A 20,016-nucleotide genomic window follows, 5' to 3' on the forward strand; every position below is an offset into this window, starting at 1 on the left:
GCTCAAAACCCTATTTGGAGTACGGGTCGGCAGCGTCACGCATGCCATCACCGACGAAGTTAAAGGCGAGAACCGCGACAACGATGAACAACCCCGGTATCAGCAGCCATGGCATGTGCGATATGGCGCGGACGTTTTGCGCCGAATAGAGCAGCACACCCCAGCTTTCTGCCGGTTCGCGCAGACCCAGGCCAAGGAAACTCAGAGAGGTTTCTGCAAGAAGAATTTCGGGGAATGCGATGGTCACGTCGACGATCATGTAGCTCATGAATGACGGCAAGAGATGGCGCAGGATGATGCGCGCGTCGGTACAGCCTGATAATCGGGCCGCGACGGTAAAATCTTCTTCGCGCAGCGCCAGCAGTTTGCTGCGGACCGTTCGCGCCAGATGTGTCCAGCCGACCATGGCAAGGATGACGGTAATTGCCACATAGACCTGCAAGGAACTCCAGTCCCTGGGCAGGGCAGCACTTAAAGCAAGCCAGAGTGGCAGGGTGGGAATCGAGCGAATGAATTCGATAAGGCGCATGATCAGATTATCGACTATGCCGCCGAAATATCCCGCGACACCGCCGATGATCGCTCCAAGAATGAAGGCGAATGTGACGCCGACCAGCCCGACCGAAAGAGAAATCCTGGTGGCGTAGAGGGTGCGTGAAAACACGTCCCGGCCAAGGGTGTCGGTGCCAAACAGATGGACAAACCCATCCCCGGCGCCAAAAAGGTGCCGATCGGTTTCAAACAATCCCCAGAACCGGTAAGTGCTGCCTTTGACAAAAAACTCGATAGGCCAGCGGGTCGTTTCATCGACAACAGATATCTTTCGAAGGGTTTCCGGATCATTCTTTGTGGTGCGGGCATAGACAAAGGGACGCGGATGAAAGTTCCACTCCGCATCGAAGAAGTGAATGCCCATCGGCGGGCTGGCCAGATATTGATTGTTGCGATCGGAAGGGACGACCGGGCTGAGAATCTCGGCAAACACCGCTGACAAGACCAGCAGCGACAGCATGACCATACCAACCAGGGCCATGTGGTGTTTCTTGAACTTCCACCACATCAGTTGCCACTGGGTCGCCATTTCCGGGCGACGGCTGCGCTTTTTGCGTTTTGGCGCTGCCACATCGGCAGGCATTTTTACGGATGCATTCATCTTAGGAATTCCCCTGCATTCGGATGCGTGGATCCACAAGGATCAACAGGATGTCGGAGATGAATGTTCCGATGATCGTGAAAGCGCAGAATATCAAAACCATGCCGCCGGCGAGGTACATATCCTGGTTGAGCAGCGACTGGAGGAACAGCGGGCCGGTGTCTGGCAGCGACATCACAACGCCGACAATGGGTGCGCCTGAAATCACGAAAGTCAGCCGCCAGCCGATAGTTGCCACAATTGGATTGAGCGCCATCCTGACCGGATATTTCAGCAGCAAGCGCATCGGGGAAAGCCCGCCGGCGCGCGCGGCCATGACATACATCTTGTCGAGTTCGTCGAGCGTCGAGGCTCGCACGGTGCGGATCAGGTAAGCCGTGCCTGAGGTACCAAGTACGATGACCGGGATCCACAAATGCTCCATGAGATTGACCACGCGGCCCCAACTCCACGGCGCGTCCTGGTATTCTGGCGAGAACAGCCCGCCAACACTCTGGCCGAAATACTTTTGGCCCAAGAACATGAGAATGAGCGCGAGCAGGAAATTCGGGGTCGCGAGCCCGACATAGCCAACGGTGGAGAAAACATGATCGGTGAGGGAATATTGTCGGACCGCTGAATAGATGCCTATGGGAATGGCGACCACGTACATGAAAACGAGTGTCGAGAATGCCAATGCCAGTGTCAGCGGAAGCCGTTCTCCAATGACGTCGGCCACCGGGCGTCTCCACTCCCAGGAATATCCCATATCTCCTTCAGTGACGATTTTGGTGACCCATGTGCCGTACTGGATATACCAGGGCCGATCCAAGCCCAACTGATGGCGCATGTCATCGAGTTCCTGAACGGTGACCGGAGCGCCGGCCTGCTGCCGCTTGTTGGCATAGGAATCGGCGAAATCACCTGGCGGGAGCTGGATGAGCACGAAAGCAACCATGGAAACGGCCGCCATCGTCAAAATCATATAGATGAAACGGCCTACAACGAATCTTATCATCAAACGTTCCCAGCTACCGCTCTAAAGAGCGCCGTCGTCATTGAACCGCGTTTAAAAAAATGGCCGGAGGCAGCGCTGCCTCCGGCCTTTTGATCTGCCCTATTTAAAGGACCACTGGTCCGCACGGTATGGGTAGTCGTAGCCATAATTGAAGTGGCTGACGTTCCACGCCTCGGGAATGTTGGTCAGTTTGTTTGACACAACAAGCGGCCGGGGAAGGGCGCCCATGGTTCCGATGATCACCATGTTCTCAAGGTTGATCTTGACCATTTCAGTGCCGATTTCCAGGTAACGGTCGCTGCCAGGAAGAACGGTCTTCCATACGTCGGCCAGTTCGAAAAGACGCTTGGCCCATGCTGGCGGCTCTTCGCCCGATGCGCCGTCTGTGGCAACCCAATCCCGCCAAGGAACACCAACCAACGGTCCAATGTCGCTGTAGGGCGGGATGTAGACGTCGATCTGACTGATCATCGTCGGCTCGTATGGGACGTCCCATTCCATGTTGATGTCGGAGGTGCTCGCAGTGGCTTTCTCGCGCATCAACTGGGTGGTGACTTCCTTGACGGTGACATTGATGCCGACCTTTTTCCAATAGTCAGATACAAGGGTCGCAAACTCGGAAGAGTTGTGCTGCGCCGTGTATTCCCACAGCAGGGTGAAAGGCTTGCCGTCGGGTCCGGTTCGGATGCCATCAGTCCCCATTTCCATGCCCATTTCATCAAGCAGGGCACCAGCAGCAGCAGGGTCGTGTTCGATCAGATAGTTGCGATCTTCATCGGTGACGAATGGCACACCGATTGGCACTGCCTGTTCCGGCTTGCCGAGGCCAAACCATAGGACTTCATTGAGTTCATTGCGGTCGATCGCCAAGGACATGGCTTTGCGGAAGCGCACGTCGCTGTAAACCGCCCGAAGGCTTGGATCCATGATCGTCTGATTGAAAACGATATAGGGTCCGTAGGCTCCGGATGGACGATGAACTACATAGTCGCCCTTGGCTTCGCCTTCCTTGATGACAGGAAAGTTGCCCAGCGACAGCGTCTGGGTCTTGACGTCGACTTCACCGTTCAGTGTGGAAAGAATGAACAGTTCCTGGTCGAGGAAACGCTCATGCTGGCGGTCGATGTAGGGCAGTTGCTGACCGGATGAATCAACCTTGAAATAATACGGATTGGCAACGTACTGACGACGCTGCGTATCGGTTTCAAGCTCGATGACGTGGCTTTCCAGTGTGGGACGCGTCAGGGCATGCGCCGTGATGTTTTCTGCGTCCTTCCACTTGTGCCAGATCAGGCCAAACTGCTGAACCCAGCCTTCTGCGCCTGCTGCCTTGGCTTCTTCATCAGCCTTGGGATTATATTTGAGCAGATAGGGCATATAGTGGTGTTTTGGCGCATAGGCGGCAAAGTAGGAGCCACCTGTCGCCAGGAAGTGCAGCAGACCCGGATAGGGCGCCGCGAAATCGAAGCGGAATGTCTCGGTGTCGACTTTTGTCACTTCAACCGGCTCACCACCGACCATCCAGACAGACGGAACGGTGGGGTGAAGGTCTTTGTTCTTGATGATGTCGTCGATATAGAAAACGACATCGTCAGCGGTAAACGGGGTTCCGTCAGACCATTTGTGTCCCTTGCGCAAGGAGATGGTGATGGAACTGAAATCATCGTTCCATTCCCATGACTTGGCGACATTTGGAACGATTGTCTGGAGATCGTCGCTGATCCGCACCAGATTGACCTGGCGCCAGCTCAGAATTTCCGATGTTCCGGACTCCAGAGCCTTGGACAAGCCACGCAGCATACCGCCATATTTACCGCATTCATTGTACGGCAAATACACCAGTGCGTCTTCTGGAACGCGCTTGTCCACGGACGGAAGCGCGCCGGATTTGACCTGGTCGGCGAAGAGCGGATTGTCCGTAAGAACAAGCTTGTCGCCGGTCTGCCTTTGATAGTCAGACAGATCGAGCTGTTCGGGGTACACGGTTGTTATGCCCTGGGGATCGGCAACTGTCGGACACTCGCCGGCACTTGCTCCCCCTGTGGAAACCAGCAAAGCGGCCCCAAGTGCTAGAGCAGACAAAGCGCTGCTCGCTGACATTTTCTTATCTATCATACGGATAATCCTTCCCAAGAAAGTTGAAATTTTTTGCTAAGTATATGTGATATAAAGATAAATTAGGCACACTAGGGCAACTTGCCAGCACGCTAACATGTTCCTTAATGATCGTCTATGACGGTTTTATAATATATTTATGACGTTTAGTGATTTTTATTGATTGCAAGCATTGACACAATGCAACTATTGACGATTATCCTGGCTGTGAATTATGACCATGCGTGCCACGGCATTCGTGATGTTTTGCTTTCTGTTCCGCGTGGAGTGAGGACATCAATGAGGTCGCGAGAACGAAACCCGATCACCAGACGGCATGCGCTTCGAAAAGAGATTGCCCTGCGCGGAGCTGTGTCTGTCGCTGAATTGTCCAGCCTGCTCAATGCCTCTCCGGCGACGATCCGCAGGGATTTGAAGGCGCTGGATGAGGAAGGCGTGCTCAGCAAAGGATATGGCGGCGCATCGATCAGGCCGCTTCGGCCCGCTGAAGAGGCTCTTGCAGTCCGCCAGCGCAAATTCGTCTCGGAAAAGCAGGCGATAGCCAAAGCTGCCGTCGGGCTGATCAAATCAGGAGATACGGTCTTTCTGAATGATGGCTCGACCATACTGGAACTGGCGCGCGAAATCGCCTTGACCGATCTTGAAATCTTTATCGCGACTCCGGCCGTCAATATCGCCGAAATACTCGCCAAGAATTCCAACATTACCGTGTGTCTGCTGGGAGGGTTGCTGCGCCAGACGTCTCTGGCAACAGGCGGTCATTTCGCCATTTCGATCGTCAATCAGATCAATGCGGATCTGGCATTTTTATCCTGTGATGCATTCAGTCTCACCGATGGAATGTGTTTCACGCACCCGGATGACGCCGCGGTCGCCGCCAGAATGTCGGTCAAGGCTACCCGGACAATCGGATTGGTTCATATCGCCAAAATCGATTGGAAAGCGCGCATTTCCAGTGTGCCGGTTGATGCGATCGACACCCTCATCACCGAAGCACAGCACCCGGAACTGGAAAGCAGGCTTTTGCAGGCAAATGTCGAAATGATCGTCGCAGGTTTCAAGGCGGAATGACGGCTCGATCCGGACTTCAACAGACAGATGTGACGCCTTATTGTGAACCGAGATGACATGAACCCCCAGAAATCGATACCAATGCCAAACGAGATCCACGACGTCATTGTCATCGGCGCAGGCGTTGTCGGATGCGCCATGGCGCGGCGTTTTGCGCTGGAGGGTGCAAAGGTTGTCGTTGTCGAAAAAGCCGGCGACATTCTTGATGGCGCCAGCAAGGGCAACAGCGCCATTCTGCATACCGGATTTGACGAGGTCACTGGCAGCATCGAGCATCAATGTGTCACGGCCGGCTATCAGGAATTCATGGACATCCATGAAAAACTGAACCTGCCGGTTCTCAAGACCGGCGCCCTGGTCATTGCCTGGTCATCAGAACAAGCCGATCGCCTTGAGGGGCTCCAGGACAAATCAATCGCAAATGGCGTGACCAGCGTAAAACGTCTCACTTCGAAGCAGATTTCCGAACGAGAGCCGCATCTGTCGGAGGCCCAGTCAGGCGGCATTCAAATTCCGACGGAGTATGTCATTGATCCCTGGACAACGCCTTACAGCTATTTGCTGCAAGCCATGGCCCATGGCGCAAAGCTTTCCCGGAATACAGAGGTGCTCGCAGGAGAATTTGACGGAGACCACTGGCGGCTTGAAACGTCAGCCGGGCCACTGATCGCCGTGACCGTTATCAATTGCGCCGGATTGTACGGGGACCGGATTGACGCCGCCCTGATCCAGAAGTCGGATTTCGACATTCGCCCGCGGAAGGGACAATTTCTGGTTTACGACAAGGCGGCAAGCAAGCTTGTCAATTCGATCATCCTGCCGGTCCCGACGAAGACCACCAAGGGTGTTGTCGTCTGCAGAACCGTTTTTGGCAATCTGCTGGTTGGGCCGACTGCTGACGAACAGGAAAGCCGAGATGACACGTCGGTCGACACGGCGTCGCTGAATTTCCTTCGCAAGACCGGCGAGGGAATCGTCCCGGCTCTCGCCAATTATGCAGTGACAGCGACATATGCGGGCATTCGCCCGGCGACCCAGAACCAGGACTACTGCATCAGGCCGTATCCGGACAAAAACTACATCAGCGTCGGTGGCATTCGCTCCACCGGCCTAAGCGGAGCGCTCGGCATCGCAACATACGTCTTCAAACACTATGCCGGCATGGGCAACAGCCATATGCCGGTTGAAAATCCCGCGTGGCCAGCCCCGATACAAATTTCAGAGCAGTCCGATCGAGACTGGGCAAAGCCGGGCAATGGCGGCATCATCTGCCATTGTGAACTTGTCACTAGGCGCGAAGTCGAAGCGGCGTTGTCAGGCCCCTTGGCCGCATCCTGTTTGGCAGCGCTCAAACGCAGAACACGCGTTACCATGGGGCGGTGCCAGGGGTTTTACTGCAGCGGACATCTCAGCAAGATCACAGCTGGACACTTTGACCAGCCCATCGGGGTGCAAGATGATGCAGAATAGCTCTCTGCCCAAGACCTGCGACGTCGTGATTGTCGGCGCCGGGCCCTCGGGCCTTGCCGCGGCTACCGAGCTCAAGTCGCTTGGCGTTGCGTCAGTCGTTGTGATCGAACGCGAATCCCAGGCAGGCGGTGTCCCGAGGCACTGCGGGCATCCGCCTTACGGTCTGCGGGAATTCAAGCGGCTTATGACAGGGCCGGTTTACGCTGCTGCCTTGGCAGAACGGGCGCAAGGCTGCGGCGTCGAAATCCATACCGATACGACTGTGGTCAAAATCCATGAGGGCGGACGGCTGACCCTGTCGACACCTGACGGGATCACCGAGATAACGGCAAGGCGGGTGGTGCTGAGCACCGGCGTCCGGGAAACCCCGTGCGCGCCGCGCTTTGTATCCGCTCAGCGGCCCCTGGGCATTTCCACCACCGGCGCTCTTCAGGCGATGGTCTATCTCAACGATACGATCCCCTTCAAACGCCCGGTCATTGTTGGCAGCGAACTTGTTTCATTTTCCTCTCTGCTGACATGCCGCAAGGCAGACATCAAACCTGTCGCCATGATCGAAGCTGGCAGCCGGGTGACGGCGCATTCGGTTTTCAGATATGCACCGATGATGTTTGGTGTGCCGTTGCGGTTGAACACAAGCCTTGTGGAAATTCACGGCAAGACCCGCGTCACTGGTGTGCGGCTGACGACACCGGATGGAACGATTGAGGATTTGGACTGTGACGGCGTGCTGTTTACCGGACAGTTCACACCTGAAGCCAGTCTGATGCGAATGGGACATCTGGAGATGGATCTGGCCAGCGGCGGGCCGGTTGTTGATCAAAACGGCCAATGTTCCGACCCTTGCTACTTTGCTGTCGGAAATCTGCTGCATCCGGTTGAAACCGCAGGCTGGTGCTGGAACGAAGGCAAGCAGATGGCAGGCCACATCATCAAGAGCCTGGCGCAGGAGACACAACGCGGCACAGATCTCAAAGTGGTCTTGAAAAGCGCCCGGCTGAAATACATCACACCGCAAACTATCACGCCCTTCGCCCAAGATGCCGGCGTTCATCACTTTCAACTGCGCTTTCGCCAGGCGGCTGAAGGCGAGTTGTCGCTGCGCCATAATGGCAAGACGCTGTGGTCCAGCAAGCGCAGTTTCAGGCCTGAGCGCCGCGTGTTGATACCACTGCCAGGTTTGCCAAGCAGCGCTGAACCTGTCGAAGTGCATTTTTCGGAAAAACTTAAATGACTGTCCTTGCCATTGATCAGGGAACCACAAGCACCCGCGGCATGGTGCTTGATGATCGCGGAACCGCGCGAATTGTCAGGGTGATCGAGCACAAGCAATTCTATCCCGAGCCTGGCTGGGTGGAACATGACCCGGAGGAATTGATCCAAAACATCCGCAGTTGCATTGAAGCCTGCACCGACATCTCTGCAATCGGCATTGCCAATCAGGGCGAAAGCTGTCTGGCCTGGGATGCAGACACGGGGGAAGCCATTTCGCCGGTTATTGTCTGGCAGGACAATCGCACGCATCTGGCAATTGAAGAGCTGAAGGCCAACGGGGCGCAATCGTTGGTTCAGGACCGGACCGGATTGCCACTGAGTGCCTATTTCTCGGCCTCCAAACTTGCGTGGATTGTCCAGAATATTCCGCAAGCCAAGGAATTGCTTAAAAAGGGCCGGCTGCGGCTGGGCACGACAGACGCGTTCTTTCTGGATCGGCTTGGCGGGACGTTCGTTACCGATATAACCACGGCATCGAGAACCTGCTTGATGAACCTGGAGACCGGGCAATGGGACCCGGAATTGTGCGCGGTGTTCGGCGTGCCGATACAAGCCCTGCCGCAAATCGTTCCGACAACCGGAGATTTCGGCACGGTGGAATCCCACGGAAAGAGGATCCCTATTACTGCCAGTATCGTTGATCAGCAGGCCTCGCTCTACGGCCATGGCTGTGCCGAAGGCGGAGATGCCAAAATCACATTCGGCACGGGCGCATTTGCGTTGATGGTGACCGGAGATGAATGCCTGCGCGCGCCGGGGCAGGGGCTGTTGCCAACCATTGCCTGGCATCTTGATGGCGCGGCTCCGGTCTATGCCTTGGAGGGTGGAGTGCATTGCGCCGGCTCGGCCTTGAACTGGGCAAGGTCCCTCGGGTTGTTCAGTGATTTCTCAGAGCTGAATCACTTCGATGCGGCGCCAGCAATAACACGCAAGCTGGTCTTTGTTCCGGCATTGACCGGGCTTGCGTGCCCGCATTGGGACACAAGTGCTGCAGGACTATGGATCGGGCTGTCTCTGGACACAACGCCGCGTGATATGGTTCAGGCGGTGATCGAGGGTATCGCTTTGCGCGTCGCCGAAGTGGTCAGCGCACTGAATGACTATGCACCAGTCAGCAGCCCCCTGTCGATTGATGGCGGCATGGCGTCTAATCCCTATTTCTGCCAATTTCTGTCGACCGTGTTGCAACGGGACGTGCAGGTCCCCGAACTCGGTGAACTGACTGCCTATGGCACCGCGATGCTGGCCAAGGGAGGTCAGCGCGCGGCTTTGAACCAACAGGTGGCGTGCGGTAAAGACAGCTTCTACCGACCCGCCTTGATTACGGATGACTATCAAGAGAAATTCAGCGATGCCGTCAATCGCTCAAAAGGATGGTCTTAGAAATCCGCGCGGCGCAGAGCGCTGTGTCGGCCCGTCGGCAGCTTAGCAAACCATAGACAAGGTAATCAGATGCTAGCGCATATATAGACACCCGGAAGTTCTGCGGATTTTTGAAAAGGAAGCGTCCCAAAGGCGGCGCCCTGAAGAGGTGAAAGCTGCTTGACTTTAAACGGACGTCCGGGCATTGCTCTGGCGTTCTCATTTGAAGCCACGCCACTGGATTAGCGGGTTTTGACGGGAACGGTCGGGCATGTACACAAGGTATCGGGCAGCAGAAAGCCATTGCTTTGCAAGGTGTCGGTGGTTGGGGGCCAGAGGGTCTCAGGTTGAAACCCTGCCACTCTGACTGTTTTCTGTGTCCACCAATTTGGGCGCACCACATCGAGGCGCCGCAATCTGCTTTTTGAAGCAGAGGTTTGCATGAAAGGGAATTGGGGCATGACTGCGAAAATCTATCGTCCCGCGAAGACGGCCATGCAATCTGGCACAGCCAAGACCCAGGATTGGGTTCTTGAATTTGAGCCGGAGCAGCCCCGCACGATTGACCCGATCATGGGCTACACCTCCTCAGGCGACATGAAGAGCCAGATTCACATGTCTTTCGAGACTCGTGAATTGGCCGTGGCCTATGCCACGCGCAACGGCATTCCGTTCCGGGTCATCGAGCCGAAGGAAAGCAAACGCCGGCGGATGGCCTATGCTGACAATTTCCGCTTTGATCGCCGTATGCCCTGGACACATTGAAATTCCCGTAGTTTTTCTCGGGCACAACGAGACCGGCCCCTTAGCTCAGCTGGATAGAGCACCGGCCTTCTAAGCCGACGGTCGCAGGTTCGAATCCTGCAGGGGTCGCCATCAACTCTTTGAAAATATTAAAATATTTCAGGCGATGCTTATCGCCGACCTGTCTCATTTCGATTCGTGTCAGCACCATGTCAGAATGCGCGGCTAACTGACTAGGCCGAATAGCACATTGCAAATTTCAGGAATTGAGATCATTCTAGGCGCACTCGCCGGACCTTGCAGGGTCCAGCGAGCACTTGCCGCCACAAGCCATAGCAGGGCTCATGATGACCGATTCCCCAGATATCACGAATCCGAATTGCGTTGCTCCGCCTTGGCTTAATTTTTCCATGGGAGAAAGCTATGAATTCGAATTGCAATGAAACCGTCGCGGCTCATATTGAAGCAATGACCGCGTGTGGCGCACCTTATCAGGTCATGGGTCCGGGGCTTTGCCAGCGGCTAATCGATGTCAATTGGGACGCATATAGGAGAGCAAAAACCAGCGCTGAAACCACCGGAATTACAACGCGTGATGTTTTTGTTGCACTCGGCGGTGAAGCATGACCAGCGTTGTATCCTTTGTGCCGTCGCATGGCGGCAAAAGCTACTGGCCGGAATTCGTCCTATTCGAAGATAGAAAGCGCCGACAATGGGCTGTGATCGAGCGAGAGCCAGACGGAACCGAAACCGCTTTTCAGGTTTATCGAGGGCGCAAGTCAGAAGCAGCTTACATGGCAAATATGTATACTCGTCTTGAAGCGATGCGGCAAAAGGATCTCGCTTCTTTAGCGCGTGATCCACTCGGGCAGACACTGCTTGCAATGACGCCGGATCAGCGACGAGACCAGATACGGATGCTGACAGCGGTCCAGCGTTTGGTTTCTCCCGATTATTCGGATGAAAGAGCATGACGCGGCTCGCCATTCATATCCTGTTGATCGCGTTCAAACTCAGGTGTTGGCGGCTAAAGCGCAAGTTGGGATATTGATCACAGCCAACGCTAACGCCTATTTCCTCGGCCACCTTGCGGGCTGTGCCCTTCTGCTGCTGCGGAGGCTTTTTGTACCCAATTTCAGGTGCAGCATTTTGCGTCACCTGATTTTCGACCTCGGCAGCTTCGATCAATTCCGCGTACCGCCTGATATGCTGGTAAACTTGACAATCTAGGTCATGTTCTGAATTGCGGATGTGGTTTGTTTAGAGGGGCGTCGGATGTGCGATCCGGGCCTGAGGAGATTTGACCCTTCCCCCCCGGCCCATACGCACCGGCGCTTGCCTTACAGGGTTGAATCAGCGAGACACATGCAGGGGCGAACGTTTGGAGAACTATCGCCCGTGCAAGACCAGAACCAGCCTGTCATCCTATCGACCTTTGCCGACCTGCTACGGCACGGCTACAAGCTCTCCGGCTATTGTCCCGAGTGTGGGGTTCATCGAGACATTGACCTAACCCAATGCCCGCCAACGCGCCGATATGTCGGTGCTCGTCTCCGGTGCCGCGATTGTGGCACAACCGCTGCAATCACCCTCAGTCAGATTAAGATTGGCAATGACAGCCATTCGCCCGCGTTGGATAAATGGCGATCAAGGTGAGGTTGTAGCGTTTGGCTTGAATTGTCACCTTGTTTGATCCCGCCACCTGCCAATGTAAGCTGGTCAATTGCGGCCCAAACCTGCCGTTCATGAACTTTGCGGCGAAAAGCCGCTTCGAACCCATAGCGGGTGTCATCTTTGGACACCAGAAGAAGACCAATGAGCTAGTGGGTGTATTCCGGCGGCAGTTGAATGGACCTGAAGCGCAAAGCGATCTTGAATTTCGGCTATGGGTTCCATGCGAACCGAGCTGTACGGTTGTAGTTCATTTTCGATACCGGTCTCTTGATTTCAAAACGGGCTGATGCAACCGTATCGGTTGCAACATGATGGCGAGGCGGCGCATTGGGAAATATTTCATATCAATCGACAAATCTGCACAACGTTCAAGCAGGAGAACTACGCGCCAAATTTAGCGCGGCGGGTGACCGAATACTCCGGTATTACATAGATTTTCGTCACGTTGTTCTTGATCTGCATAAAGAGTTGAGCGCCCCTGAGATTTCGATCTTACAGAATAAGGTCGATACACTGATGGCTCGTAATTACCCACCCCCTTGCCATGCACCACAATGTCTGAATCCATGATGATATGGATCGGACTGATTTGCAGCAGCTGAGCAAGGACGAATTGATCGAGATGGTGCTTCGGCTCCAACGGCCTGCCAAGGATTCTCGGACGTCTTCCAAGCCGCCCTCTACGGACAAGAAAGAGAAACGCGTCAACTCACGACCGGGTGGAGCCAAGCCCGGGCATGAACCCCACAATAGGGTGCTGGCGGATTTTGCCGACATGTTTCGCGATCATGAACCGACCGCCTGCAAGAGATGCGGCCATGCGTTTTCCGGTGATGATACGATGGTGCTGGCCGGGGCCTATGACGAGATCGATATTCCTGCGATCCGTCCTCATGTCACCCGGCATCGGCGTTTTTCCTGTCATTGCCCGCAATGCGGCACGACGACAAAAGCCACCGCACCTGCCGTGGCAACCGCAACGCCGTTCGGGCCAGGCATTCACGCGCTGGCGATCTACCTCAAGAGTTTCCATGCATTGTCTTACGAACGCCTGAGCGGTGTGTTCATGGATATCTTCGGCCTCCATGCGAGCGAGGGCGCGATCATGAACATGTTTGCCCGCTCCCGTCCGAGCTTCCAGGCCACAGCACAGGCCGCCAAGGCCAGCCTTCGAGCCGCCCGCGTTGTCGCCAGCGACGAAACCGGTGTGCGTATTGAGGGCACAAATGCCCAACACTGGGTTTTTCATTGCAAGGATGCCGTTGTCCACCAGCCCGATTACTCCCGTGCAGCACGGGTCGTTCACGAGACCATGGGCGGCCATGTCCCCGAGGTATGGATATCTGATCGGTATTCAGCCCAGCAATCTCACGGCCATCGACATCAAACCTGCCTTGCACATTTGGCGCGTGATACAGCCTTTGCGCTGGAACATGGCGAGGATGATCTCCCTCTTCGCTTCCAGCTTTGGTTTGGCCGTGTGTTTGATTTCGCCAGAGCCATAAGCACATTCGCTGCGTCTACCGTCGCAAGCAAGAAGCGCAAATTCGATAAACAGCTTGCCGGGCTTCTATGCGCCCCGACTTCATGCGACCTGGCCCAAAAGCTCCAGGCCAAGATCGGGCGGGCCCGCGATCAGCTGCTGACGTTTTGCGACTATCCCGGAGAAGTCGATGTCACCAACAACACATCTGAGCGAAAGCTCCGTCCATGGGTCATTCAGCGAAAGGTGACAAACGGATATCGCGCCATGTGGGCCGCCCAAGCCGAAGCGAACATACGCACGACAGTCGATACCGCACGCCTCAAAGGCGCAAACCCCTTCCAGGTCATCGCATCCGTCCTGGCATAGGCCGGTAGAAGAACCGGAAATCACGAATTCAGGGGTGGGTAATTACGATGGCTCAGTGGGACAAAAAGTACGAAGCGTATCTAAGCAAGGAAGAGGCGGCATCGGGCAAGGAACTTGCTGATCAAATGAGTACGAATGCGGAGTTCCGGCGTGATCGGTTGGAAAATACATTGCGCCAGACGCTTTCAGTTGACGACACGGTTGATTGGAACATTCTAAAAGACAACTCCAAGTTTGAGCGCGAGAAGTATCCGAGGCAGCCCAAAGAAGAAAGGGTTACGCTGACCCCGCCACCACCTCTCAAAATCAGTTTCTTTCAGGTTCTTTTTGGGCAACGTGGAAAACTACAAGCGCAGTACGATGCTCAAGTTGCCAATTACGCTCGCGAAGTAGAGCGGGTGAAATCAGCGAATGCGAAAACACATGCCGAATGGGTCGCAGCGCGTGACCAATGGAACGCCGATCAGGATGAGAAAGCCCGCATTTTTGCTGAGGTACAAGAAGCCGAGAACGGAAAGGTCGATGCGCTCAAGTCCGCTTGGCAAAACGGTCAACCCGAAGCCGTTGAGGAACATGCTTCTATTGTTCTTGAAGCCTCTGATCACGATGAAGCGGTGCCGAAGCAATGGGAAATTCAGTACAACCCGGAAACCAAGCTACTTGTTGTCGAGTACATGCTTCCTGCGCCTGAGGATTTGCCGATAACGAAATCGGTGCGGTACGTGTCGTCAACGGGAGAGTTGAATGAAACAAACATAAGCGAACGTGATCGCAAGGCGCTTTACGACAATCTCTGCTATCAGATTTGCCTGAGAACGATCCATGAATTGCTCGAAGCTGATAGCTCTGGCAACATTGAAAACATCGCATTCAACGGTTGGGCCGATACCATTGATCGTGCGACTGGTCAGCAAGTCACTGCTACTATCCTTTCAGTCATGACAAACAAAGGTGAGTTCCTGCAAATCAACCTTGGGCAGGTGGACCCCAGGGCTTGCTTCAAATCCTTGAAAGGCGTCTCAGCGGCTTCGCTTGTTGGGCTGACGCCGATTGCGCCAGTCATCGAACTTGAGAAAACGGACAAACGATTCGTGGAGGCGAGAGCCTCCCAGGTCGCTACCGATGGAACGACGAATTTGGCGGCAATGGACTGGGAGGAATTTGAGCATCTTGTCAGGGAACTCTTCGAGAAAGAATTTGCTTCAAGAGGTGGTGAGGTGAAAGTCACCCGGTCAAGCAGCGATGGCGGCGTTGACGCGGTTGCCTTCGATCCTGATCCAATCACCGGGGGCAAGATCGTCATTCAAGCCAAACGGTACACCCGCACTGTCGGGGTCGCTGCTGTACGCGATCTATTTGGAACAACTATGAATGAGGGAGCGAGTAAGGGCATTCTTGTAACGACGGCTGACTACGGGCCTGATGCATACAAATTCGCATCCGATAAGCCGATCACTCTGATGACCGGTTCCCATCTTCTGCATCTTTTGGAGAAACACGGTTTCAAGGCCAAGATCGACATCAAGGCGGCAAGGGCTGAAATGGGAATGGGTTCATAGCCCAAGACTCAACGAAACTGGCAACTGTCTAGGTTTGTCACTGGAAGTCGAAAGAAATTGATTAAGCAACTCAGGCGCGCGGAGAAAGTTAATTGACCGTATCATTAGAAGTTTCCCAGATAATACGATCTAAAGCAGCGACAGAATGGCCTGACGACTTTGAGATGCAGCGCCACGTTATTGAAGAGCAGACCGAAGCTGCCGAGAAAATGTTTCTTTATCAGCAGAATTTGGACACGACAAACAAGATTGTTGACACCTGTTTGCGCAAGTCTCTTTCGGAGTGGCCCGATGACTTTTCGATGCAATTACATGTCCTTGAGGGACAGATTGATGCTGCTACAAATTTTTTTGGTTATGAGAACCCAAAGGTAAATCCTGAGGTTCTTGAAGGTATCAAGACCAAGGCGTTTTCGGAGTGGCCTGATGACTATGAGATGATGTTGCACGTCTTGATTGAACAGGTTGCTGCTTGGGAACAGTTGTACGGCTGAAGGCCATATGCCTACCCAAGCTGGACTGATGACTTTCAAGCAAGCTTTCCAACCTTCTCAACCAAGCTCTGCACCCGCAATTACTAGCTAGGCTGACCTTCGTTCAGACCGCAGCGAAAGTCCGCTCCGCGCAAACCGGCACTGATGCACACATCTCGGACGTAGTTGGTCAATTGTTGAATGTGGAGAGGGCAGTCCCGCTCAGCAACCATTCAACTTTTATCAGTGAAAACCTTTTTTGTTACGGTTTAGCTTTGTAAAGGGGGGCGGTCGGATGAGCAGCGAATGGGTCCAGACTTTTGACGGTCCCCCCCGTGGCTACAATCCGGGTCCACCCGTCTCGCGTAGTGCCAAGCACAAGCTGCCTATCGGTGCCGTTGCGTTCGTTTGTTCGTTCCCATGAAGACTTTGCCCCATGGTGCTCTGCACATAGGCTTTGGAGATTGTCAGGGTCGCGCTGCAAAGAGCGGTCGCCGCGTGGCCGCGTGATGTGGTCAACCTGTTCCGCAACTCGGACTTCGCCGAGCGCCTGGCAGAACCTGCACAATGGTTCGCGCCTTATCTGGCGTGGCCTTAGACGTTCCCGCCATTCGCGCGACTGGATAAATCGCCGGTCGGGATCGTCTGCCCTGTAGCGGTCGGCATAAGTCATTGAGGCACACCCGCTGCCAAGTCTTCAAGGTGCTTATCGAGCATCCCCCGCAACCGTGTCAGATCGGCCACCGCCTCGGATGCGCCCGACTCCGCGCGGATGGCTTCGAATGCGGTCCATGCCAGCATCCGGTGAGGTGCTGCGCCGGTATATCCAAGGTCGCGAAGATCAAGCACCGCAAGGTCAATGATGTCGTGCGCGTGTTCGCTGCGCTCTTGGTCTGGAGTGGCGGTCATTTCGTTTTCCTTGAATTGGTGCGGAGCGCCCGGCGAGCATCGGACGCCCCGCTTGTTGCCGTGCGACTCTCAGCGCCCAGCATGTTCTTCCCACCTCTTGCCCTCATCGGATTTCAGCCAATCGGCCATCGTACGCTTGCAAAGCTCTATGGCCTCGTGCGCATCACATCCCGCAAGCACGGCCAAATCACCGGTTGCCTGCACCTTAGCGATTAGATCCGCTGGCAACTTCACGCGCCGTTCATCCATGGTGCGGCCTCGTCTTCGCCCTTACTCGCTTGCGCGGCTTCTCGTTTCTTGTTTCAAGCGCCTTGATCCGATCCTCTAACCCGTCGATCAAACCACTGTTCAAAACACCATAACCCGCAAGCTGGAGCATTAAGATATTGGCGACTTGGCGAACGTCACGCGGTGCCGGTAGCGCCTTGATGTCAGCGTCCACTTTTTTGGCAACGTCCAGCCAACCGGCCAACCTTTGTTCGCGCGTCTTGCGCCCGGATGTGGTCATAAGCGCATTCTCGTTTGTCTTGCGGATAGTGGTCACCATGTCAGACCTGACACCCATGCAACGGCATTCGCGCGGCGCGGTGCAAAGGCAACATCGCCAATGAGCCGGAAAGCCAGCGCCGATGTTTGGTAATAGGACCGGACCGGGTCAGCGGTCGTCGGATCGTCTGAGACAATTTCCGCAGGTTCATCGGATTCGTGGAGCGTAGCGTATTCGGACACATCAACTTCAAAATCGTCGCCGACTCCATGCGCCCATGACAGCGGATCAATTGCGATCATGTCGCCATCCGCGACGGCCAATGAAGGCAGGAAAATGTTTTCCCGGTTGATGTCCGGAGCCTTGATGCGAATACGCGCGGCCCGCTTTGGTGACACCACAAAAACGACGCTGCCGGAACCGGACGGTGCAACAACATCTGTCAGCGCGATAAGGTCGGATTCCAGCGCCTCACGGTCACCCCCGGCATAACCGGCGAGTGCATCCAGCCCGGCGAGCATTCCGGCATGTGTCTTACTGTCAGCCCCATCGGCGCTGAAAAATGCCCCGTCGAGAGTTGCGGCTGCATCTTCGCGCATGAGTGTGCGAATAACTGTATCGCCGCCCGCGCGTTTAGCAACGTCGCGGCTTATTCCGACAATGAAGCCAAATTTCTTTGGAGTAAGCAAACAATCATCGGACAGCGTATAAGCCCGTGCCGGGATCGGATCGCTTTCGCCGACCCAACTGACCTCGGTCGATGGCGCACCTTCTCGCGTTGGAAGCTTCAGAGTAGCGGCCCGGTTCAGCGGGACATTCAATCCGCTTCCCATGATGCGCGCCGCCGCCGACAGCGGTGCCAGCCCTGCCAGGAATTCGCCGAAAAGGTTCTGTGATAATTCCGCCGCATAGCCGGAACCGCTAACCATTCCAACCGGAGCCGCGCCCCGGTCAATGATGGCATTGACGGTCTTGTCATCGGCAAATACGGCCTTGGAAATATCCGTGCGCCGGTTGCGGTCGGGACTGATTGCCCCGCGCGACAATGCGAAAAGCGCCTTCTCGATGTTAGTCGAACGCGGTTGCCGGTCTGGCAGTGATATAAGAGCTTTCAAGTTTTTTGTCTCCGATTTTATCATGAGACGATTTTAGCCGATTGCGTCACGTCTCGATGTCGCGCGCGACACCTATCTGGAGCCTTTCGACCAGCTTGCGCGTTGCTTCTGATAGCGCTTTTGAATCATCGGCTAGGTTCGGATCAATGGTGCCCGCCGCTTCTGTCTTGAGCGCCAAATCAACCTCATCAGTCCAAAAGCTTATGAAGACCATCCCGGCCCGTTTCTTTTCGCGTTCACGCTTCTTGCGAGTTGCCCCTGTCATGCCCCTGCACCCCGCCTGTCTCGACTTGTGAGATTGTCTGACGTCAGCGCCCGTGGGACAGATTTGAGGATTTGAACAACGGAGGATTTCTGGTTCATCTTACCGATTGGGAGATCGAGATGAGACAGAAGCCTGAAACATCGAAGAACGCAGCTGACAAGCTGGTCAAGAACATCCGCCGCAAGACCCGCCAGACCTATTCAGCGGAGGAAAAAATCCGTATCGTTTTGGCGGGTTTGCGTGGAGAGGAAAGCATCTCGGTGCTGTGCCGCCGCGAAGGTATCGCCGAAAGCCTGTATTACAGCTGGTCGAAGGAGTTCCTGGAAGCAGGCAAGCGCCGGCTCTCGGGTGACACAGCACGGCAAGCGACGTCGCCGGAAGTAAAGGACCTTCGCTCTGAAGCCTTGGCGTTGAAGGAATGCGTCGCCGATCTGACCCTGGAGAACCGCCTGCTCAAAAAAAGCATGACAGGTGCTGGGGAGGACGAGGCATGAGATACCCTGCGACCGAGAAGCTTGAGATCATTCGCACGGTCGAAGGATCGCACCTGCCAACCAAGCAGACCCTCGATATGCTGGGCATACCGCGCACCACTTTTTACAGATGGTATGATCTTTACCTCGACGGTGGGGTTGTTGCCTTGGATGATCGGTCTCCACGGCCGAAGTCGGTCTGGAACCGTATCCCCCAAGACCGGCGTGATGACCTGATTGAGTTCGCGCTGGAACACGAGGCGCTGACGACCCGGGAGCTGGCAGTCAAATACACTGATGAGAAGCGGTATTTTGTCTCTGAATCATCGGCTTATCGTATCCTGAAGGAAGCCGATTTAATCACCGCACCGGCCTATGTGGTGATCAAGGCAGCCAATGAGTTCAAAGACAAAACTATCGCCATCAATGAGATGTGGCAGACCGACTTCACCTACTTCAAGATCATCGGGTGGGGCTGGTATTACCTCAGCACGATCCTGGACGATTACAGCCGCTACATCATCGCCTGGAAGCTTTGCACAAACATGCGGGCCGAGGACGTGACAGACACCATTGAACTGGCGCTTCAGGCATCGGGCTGCGACCAGGCCGTCGTGCGCCACAAACCGCGCCTGCTCAGCGATAACGGGTCATGTTACATCTCTGGCGATTTGGCTGAATGGCTGGAGGACAAGAAGATGGATCACGTTCGTGGAGCCCCGTTCCACCCGCAAACCCAGGGAAAGATCGAGCGATGGCATCAGACGATGAAGAACCGGGTCCTGCTGGAAAATTACTATCTGCCAGGCGATCTTGAACGCCAGATCGAGGCCTTCGTCGACTACTATAACAACAGGCGCTACCACGAGAGCTTGAAGAACGTCACACCCGCCGACGTCTACTTTGGGCGCGACAAAGCCATCTTGAGAGAAAGGAAAGAGATCAAGAAGCTGACAATCCGCCAACGTCGCTTGCACCATCAAAAACAAGCGGCATAATCAGTCACACAAACGAACCAGAGC

19 protein-coding genes and 1 tRNA gene are annotated in these 20,016 nt (G+C 55.0%); 12 read left to right on the forward strand and 8 right to left on the reverse strand.

The genetic code is table 11. The features are described 5' to 3' along the window. Window positions 1–10: 10 nt before the first annotated feature. From IMCC20628_RS08965 to IMCC20628_RS08975, 3 genes are all read right to left on the reverse strand, one after another. On the reverse strand, window positions 11–1,153 hold the full coding sequence (locus IMCC20628_RS08965; protein WP_245307902.1) for an ABC transporter permease: 1,143 nt from the start codon (window positions 1,151–1,153) through the stop codon (window positions 11–13). A 1-nt stretch (window position 1,154) separates the two neighbouring features. Beyond that, entirely contained in the window at window positions 1,155–2,150 is a 996-nt protein-coding gene (locus IMCC20628_RS08970; protein ID WP_047029938.1) for an ABC transporter permease, read from the reverse strand. A gap of 99 nt (window positions 2,151–2,249) precedes the next feature. Then, entirely contained in the window at window positions 2,250–4,265 is a 2,016-nt protein-coding gene (locus tag IMCC20628_RS08975; RefSeq protein WP_082128078.1) for an ABC transporter substrate-binding protein, read from the reverse strand. A 279-nt stretch (window positions 4,266–4,544) separates the two neighbouring features. Here IMCC20628_RS08975 and IMCC20628_RS08980 point away from each other — a divergent pair, with 279 nt between their 5' ends. From IMCC20628_RS08980 to IMCC20628_RS25070, 8 genes are all read left to right on the forward strand, one after another. After that, on the forward strand, window positions 4,545–5,336 hold the full coding sequence (locus IMCC20628_RS08980; protein WP_047029939.1) for a DeoR/GlpR family DNA-binding transcription regulator: 792 nt from the start codon (window positions 4,545–4,547) through the stop codon (window positions 5,334–5,336). A gap of 57 nt (window positions 5,337–5,393) precedes the next feature. Then, window positions 5,394–6,806, forward strand: coding sequence for an NAD(P)/FAD-dependent oxidoreductase (locus IMCC20628_RS08985; protein ID WP_245307903.1), 1,413 nt, complete (start codon window positions 5,394–5,396; stop codon window positions 6,804–6,806). Then, window positions 6,793–8,040 (forward strand): FAD/NAD(P)-binding oxidoreductase, encoded by a 1,248-nt coding sequence (locus IMCC20628_RS08990; protein ID WP_245307904.1) that lies wholly within the window; start codon window positions 6,793–6,795, stop codon window positions 8,038–8,040. The genes IMCC20628_RS08985 and IMCC20628_RS08990 overlap by 14 nt, the downstream gene beginning before the upstream one ends. After that, entirely contained in the window at window positions 8,037–9,464 is a 1,428-nt protein-coding gene (locus IMCC20628_RS08995; RefSeq protein ID WP_047029941.1) for an FGGY family carbohydrate kinase, read from the forward strand. Before IMCC20628_RS08990 ends, IMCC20628_RS08995 begins: the two co-directional genes overlap by 4 nt. A gap of 438 nt (window positions 9,465–9,902) precedes the next feature. Then, window positions 9,903–10,208 (forward strand): ETC complex I subunit, encoded by a 306-nt coding sequence (locus tag IMCC20628_RS09000; RefSeq protein ID WP_047029942.1) that lies wholly within the window; start codon window positions 9,903–9,905, stop codon window positions 10,206–10,208. A 34-nt stretch (window positions 10,209–10,242) separates the two neighbouring features. Continuing rightward, a tRNA-Arg gene (locus tag IMCC20628_RS09005) sits at window positions 10,243–10,319 on the forward strand. A gap of 291 nt (window positions 10,320–10,610) precedes the next feature. Continuing rightward, window positions 10,611–10,814, forward strand: coding sequence for a hypothetical protein (locus IMCC20628_RS09010; protein WP_047029943.1), 204 nt, complete (start codon window positions 10,611–10,613; stop codon window positions 10,812–10,814). After that, window positions 10,811–11,161, forward strand: a complete 351-nt coding sequence (locus IMCC20628_RS25070; RefSeq protein WP_156174452.1) for a hypothetical protein — start codon at window positions 10,811–10,813, stop codon at window positions 11,159–11,161. Before IMCC20628_RS09010 ends, IMCC20628_RS25070 begins: the two co-directional genes overlap by 4 nt. A gap of 13 nt (window positions 11,162–11,174) precedes the next feature. On the opposite strand, the gene IMCC20628_RS25075 is transcribed toward IMCC20628_RS25070, so the two are convergent. Continuing rightward, a complete protein-coding gene (locus IMCC20628_RS25075; protein WP_156174453.1) occupies window positions 11,175–11,375 on the reverse strand; it encodes a hypothetical protein in 201 nt (66 codons plus the stop codon). 1,060 nt (window positions 11,376–12,435) lie between these two features. Here IMCC20628_RS25075 and IMCC20628_RS09025 point away from each other — a divergent pair. From IMCC20628_RS09025 to IMCC20628_RS09035, 3 genes are all read left to right on the forward strand, one after another. Beyond that, entirely contained in the window at window positions 12,436–13,713 is a 1,278-nt protein-coding gene (locus tag IMCC20628_RS09025; protein ID WP_047029005.1) for an IS66 family transposase, read from the forward strand. 47 nt (window positions 13,714–13,760) lie between these two features. After that, window positions 13,761–15,272: a restriction endonuclease gene (locus tag IMCC20628_RS09030; protein WP_047029946.1), complete on the forward strand. Its 1,512-nt coding sequence runs from the start codon at window positions 13,761–13,763 to the stop codon at window positions 15,270–15,272. Window positions 15,273–15,364: 92 nt separating this feature from the next. Then, a complete protein-coding gene (locus IMCC20628_RS09035; RefSeq protein WP_047029947.1) occupies window positions 15,365–15,766 on the forward strand; it encodes a hypothetical protein in 402 nt (133 codons plus the stop codon). Between the two features lie 648 nt (window positions 15,767–16,414). On the opposite strand, the gene IMCC20628_RS09040 is transcribed toward IMCC20628_RS09035, so the two are convergent. The 4 genes from IMCC20628_RS09040 to IMCC20628_RS09060 all read right to left on the reverse strand — a co-directional run bounded on the left by IMCC20628_RS09040 (window position 16,415) and on the right by IMCC20628_RS09060 (window position 18,521). After that, entirely contained in the window at window positions 16,415–16,654 is a 240-nt protein-coding gene (locus tag IMCC20628_RS09040) for a hypothetical protein (protein WP_047029948.1), read from the reverse strand. A 241-nt stretch (window positions 16,655–16,895) separates the two neighbouring features. After that, window positions 16,896–17,201, reverse strand: a complete 306-nt coding sequence (locus IMCC20628_RS09050) for a hypothetical protein (protein WP_047029950.1) — start codon at window positions 17,199–17,201, stop codon at window positions 16,896–16,898. After that, window positions 17,195–18,256 carry a phage major capsid protein gene (locus tag IMCC20628_RS09055; RefSeq protein WP_047029951.1) on the reverse strand — a complete coding sequence of 354 codons (1,062 nt, stop codon included), beginning with the start codon at window positions 18,254–18,256 and terminating at the stop codon, window positions 17,195–17,197. The genes IMCC20628_RS09050 and IMCC20628_RS09055 overlap by 7 nt, the downstream gene beginning before the upstream one ends. Window positions 18,257–18,302: 46 nt before the next feature. Beyond that, window positions 18,303–18,521, reverse strand: a complete 219-nt coding sequence (locus IMCC20628_RS09060) for a hypothetical protein (protein WP_047029952.1) — start codon at window positions 18,519–18,521, stop codon at window positions 18,303–18,305. Window positions 18,522–18,640: 119 nt separating this feature from the next. On the opposite strand from IMCC20628_RS09060, the gene IMCC20628_RS09070 reads away from it, so the two are divergent. Then, window positions 18,641–19,992, forward strand: a protein-coding gene (locus tag IMCC20628_RS09070) for an IS3 family transposase (RefSeq protein ID WP_156174385.1) whose coding sequence is annotated in 2 segments (ribosomal slippage) — window positions 18,641–18,977 and window positions 18,977–19,992 — 1,353 coding nt in all. Because the reading frame shifts where the segments join, the coding sequence is not laid out codon by codon here. Window positions 19,993–20,016 lie beyond the last annotated feature (24 nt).

It is taken from the genome of Hoeflea sp. IMCC20628, from assembly GCF_001011155.1.
Classification (GTDB): domain Bacteria; phylum Pseudomonadota; class Alphaproteobacteria; order Rhizobiales; family Rhizobiaceae; genus Hoeflea.

Excerpts from the sequence above, each read along its gene's own strand:
- IMCC20628_RS08965 (WP_245307902.1), bottom strand. The coding sequence starts at position 1,153 with ATGAATGCATCCGTAAAAATGCCTGCCGATGTGGCAGCGCCAAAACGC.
- IMCC20628_RS08970 (WP_047029938.1), bottom strand. The coding sequence starts at position 2,150 with ATGATAAGATTCGTTGTAGGCCGTTTCATCTATATGATTTTGACGATG.
- IMCC20628_RS08975 (WP_082128078.1), bottom strand. The coding sequence starts at position 4,265 with ATGATAGATAAGAAAATGTCAGCGAGCAGCGCTTTGTCTGCTCTAGCA.
- IMCC20628_RS08980 (WP_047029939.1), top strand. The coding sequence starts at position 4,545 with ATGAGGTCGCGAGAACGAAACCCGATCACCAGACGGCATGCGCTTCGA.
- IMCC20628_RS08985 (WP_245307903.1), top strand. The coding sequence starts at position 5,394 with ATGAACCCCCAGAAATCGATACCAATGCCAAACGAGATCCACGACGTC.
- IMCC20628_RS08990 (WP_245307904.1), top strand. The coding sequence starts at position 6,793 with ATGATGCAGAATAGCTCTCTGCCCAAGACCTGCGACGTCGTGATTGTC.
- IMCC20628_RS08995 (WP_047029941.1), top strand. The coding sequence starts at position 8,037 with ATGACTGTCCTTGCCATTGATCAGGGAACCACAAGCACCCGCGGCATG.
- IMCC20628_RS09000 (WP_047029942.1), top strand. The coding sequence starts at position 9,903 with ATGACTGCGAAAATCTATCGTCCCGCGAAGACGGCCATGCAATCTGGC.
- IMCC20628_RS09010 (WP_047029943.1), top strand. The coding sequence starts at position 10,611 with ATGAATTCGAATTGCAATGAAACCGTCGCGGCTCATATTGAAGCAATG.
- IMCC20628_RS25070 (WP_156174452.1), top strand. The coding sequence starts at position 10,811 with ATGACCAGCGTTGTATCCTTTGTGCCGTCGCATGGCGGCAAAAGCTAC.
- IMCC20628_RS09025 (WP_047029005.1), top strand. The coding sequence starts at position 12,436 with ATGGATCGGACTGATTTGCAGCAGCTGAGCAAGGACGAATTGATCGAG.
- IMCC20628_RS09030 (WP_047029946.1), top strand. The coding sequence starts at position 13,761 with ATGGCTCAGTGGGACAAAAAGTACGAAGCGTATCTAAGCAAGGAAGAG.
- IMCC20628_RS09040 (WP_047029948.1), bottom strand. The coding sequence starts at position 16,654 with ATGACCGCCACTCCAGACCAAGAGCGCAGCGAACACGCGCACGACATC.
- IMCC20628_RS09050 (WP_047029950.1), bottom strand. The coding sequence starts at position 17,201 with ATGGTGACCACTATCCGCAAGACAAACGAGAATGCGCTTATGACCACA.
- IMCC20628_RS09060 (WP_047029952.1), bottom strand. The coding sequence starts at position 18,521 with ATGACAGGGGCAACTCGCAAGAAGCGTGAACGCGAAAAGAAACGGGCC.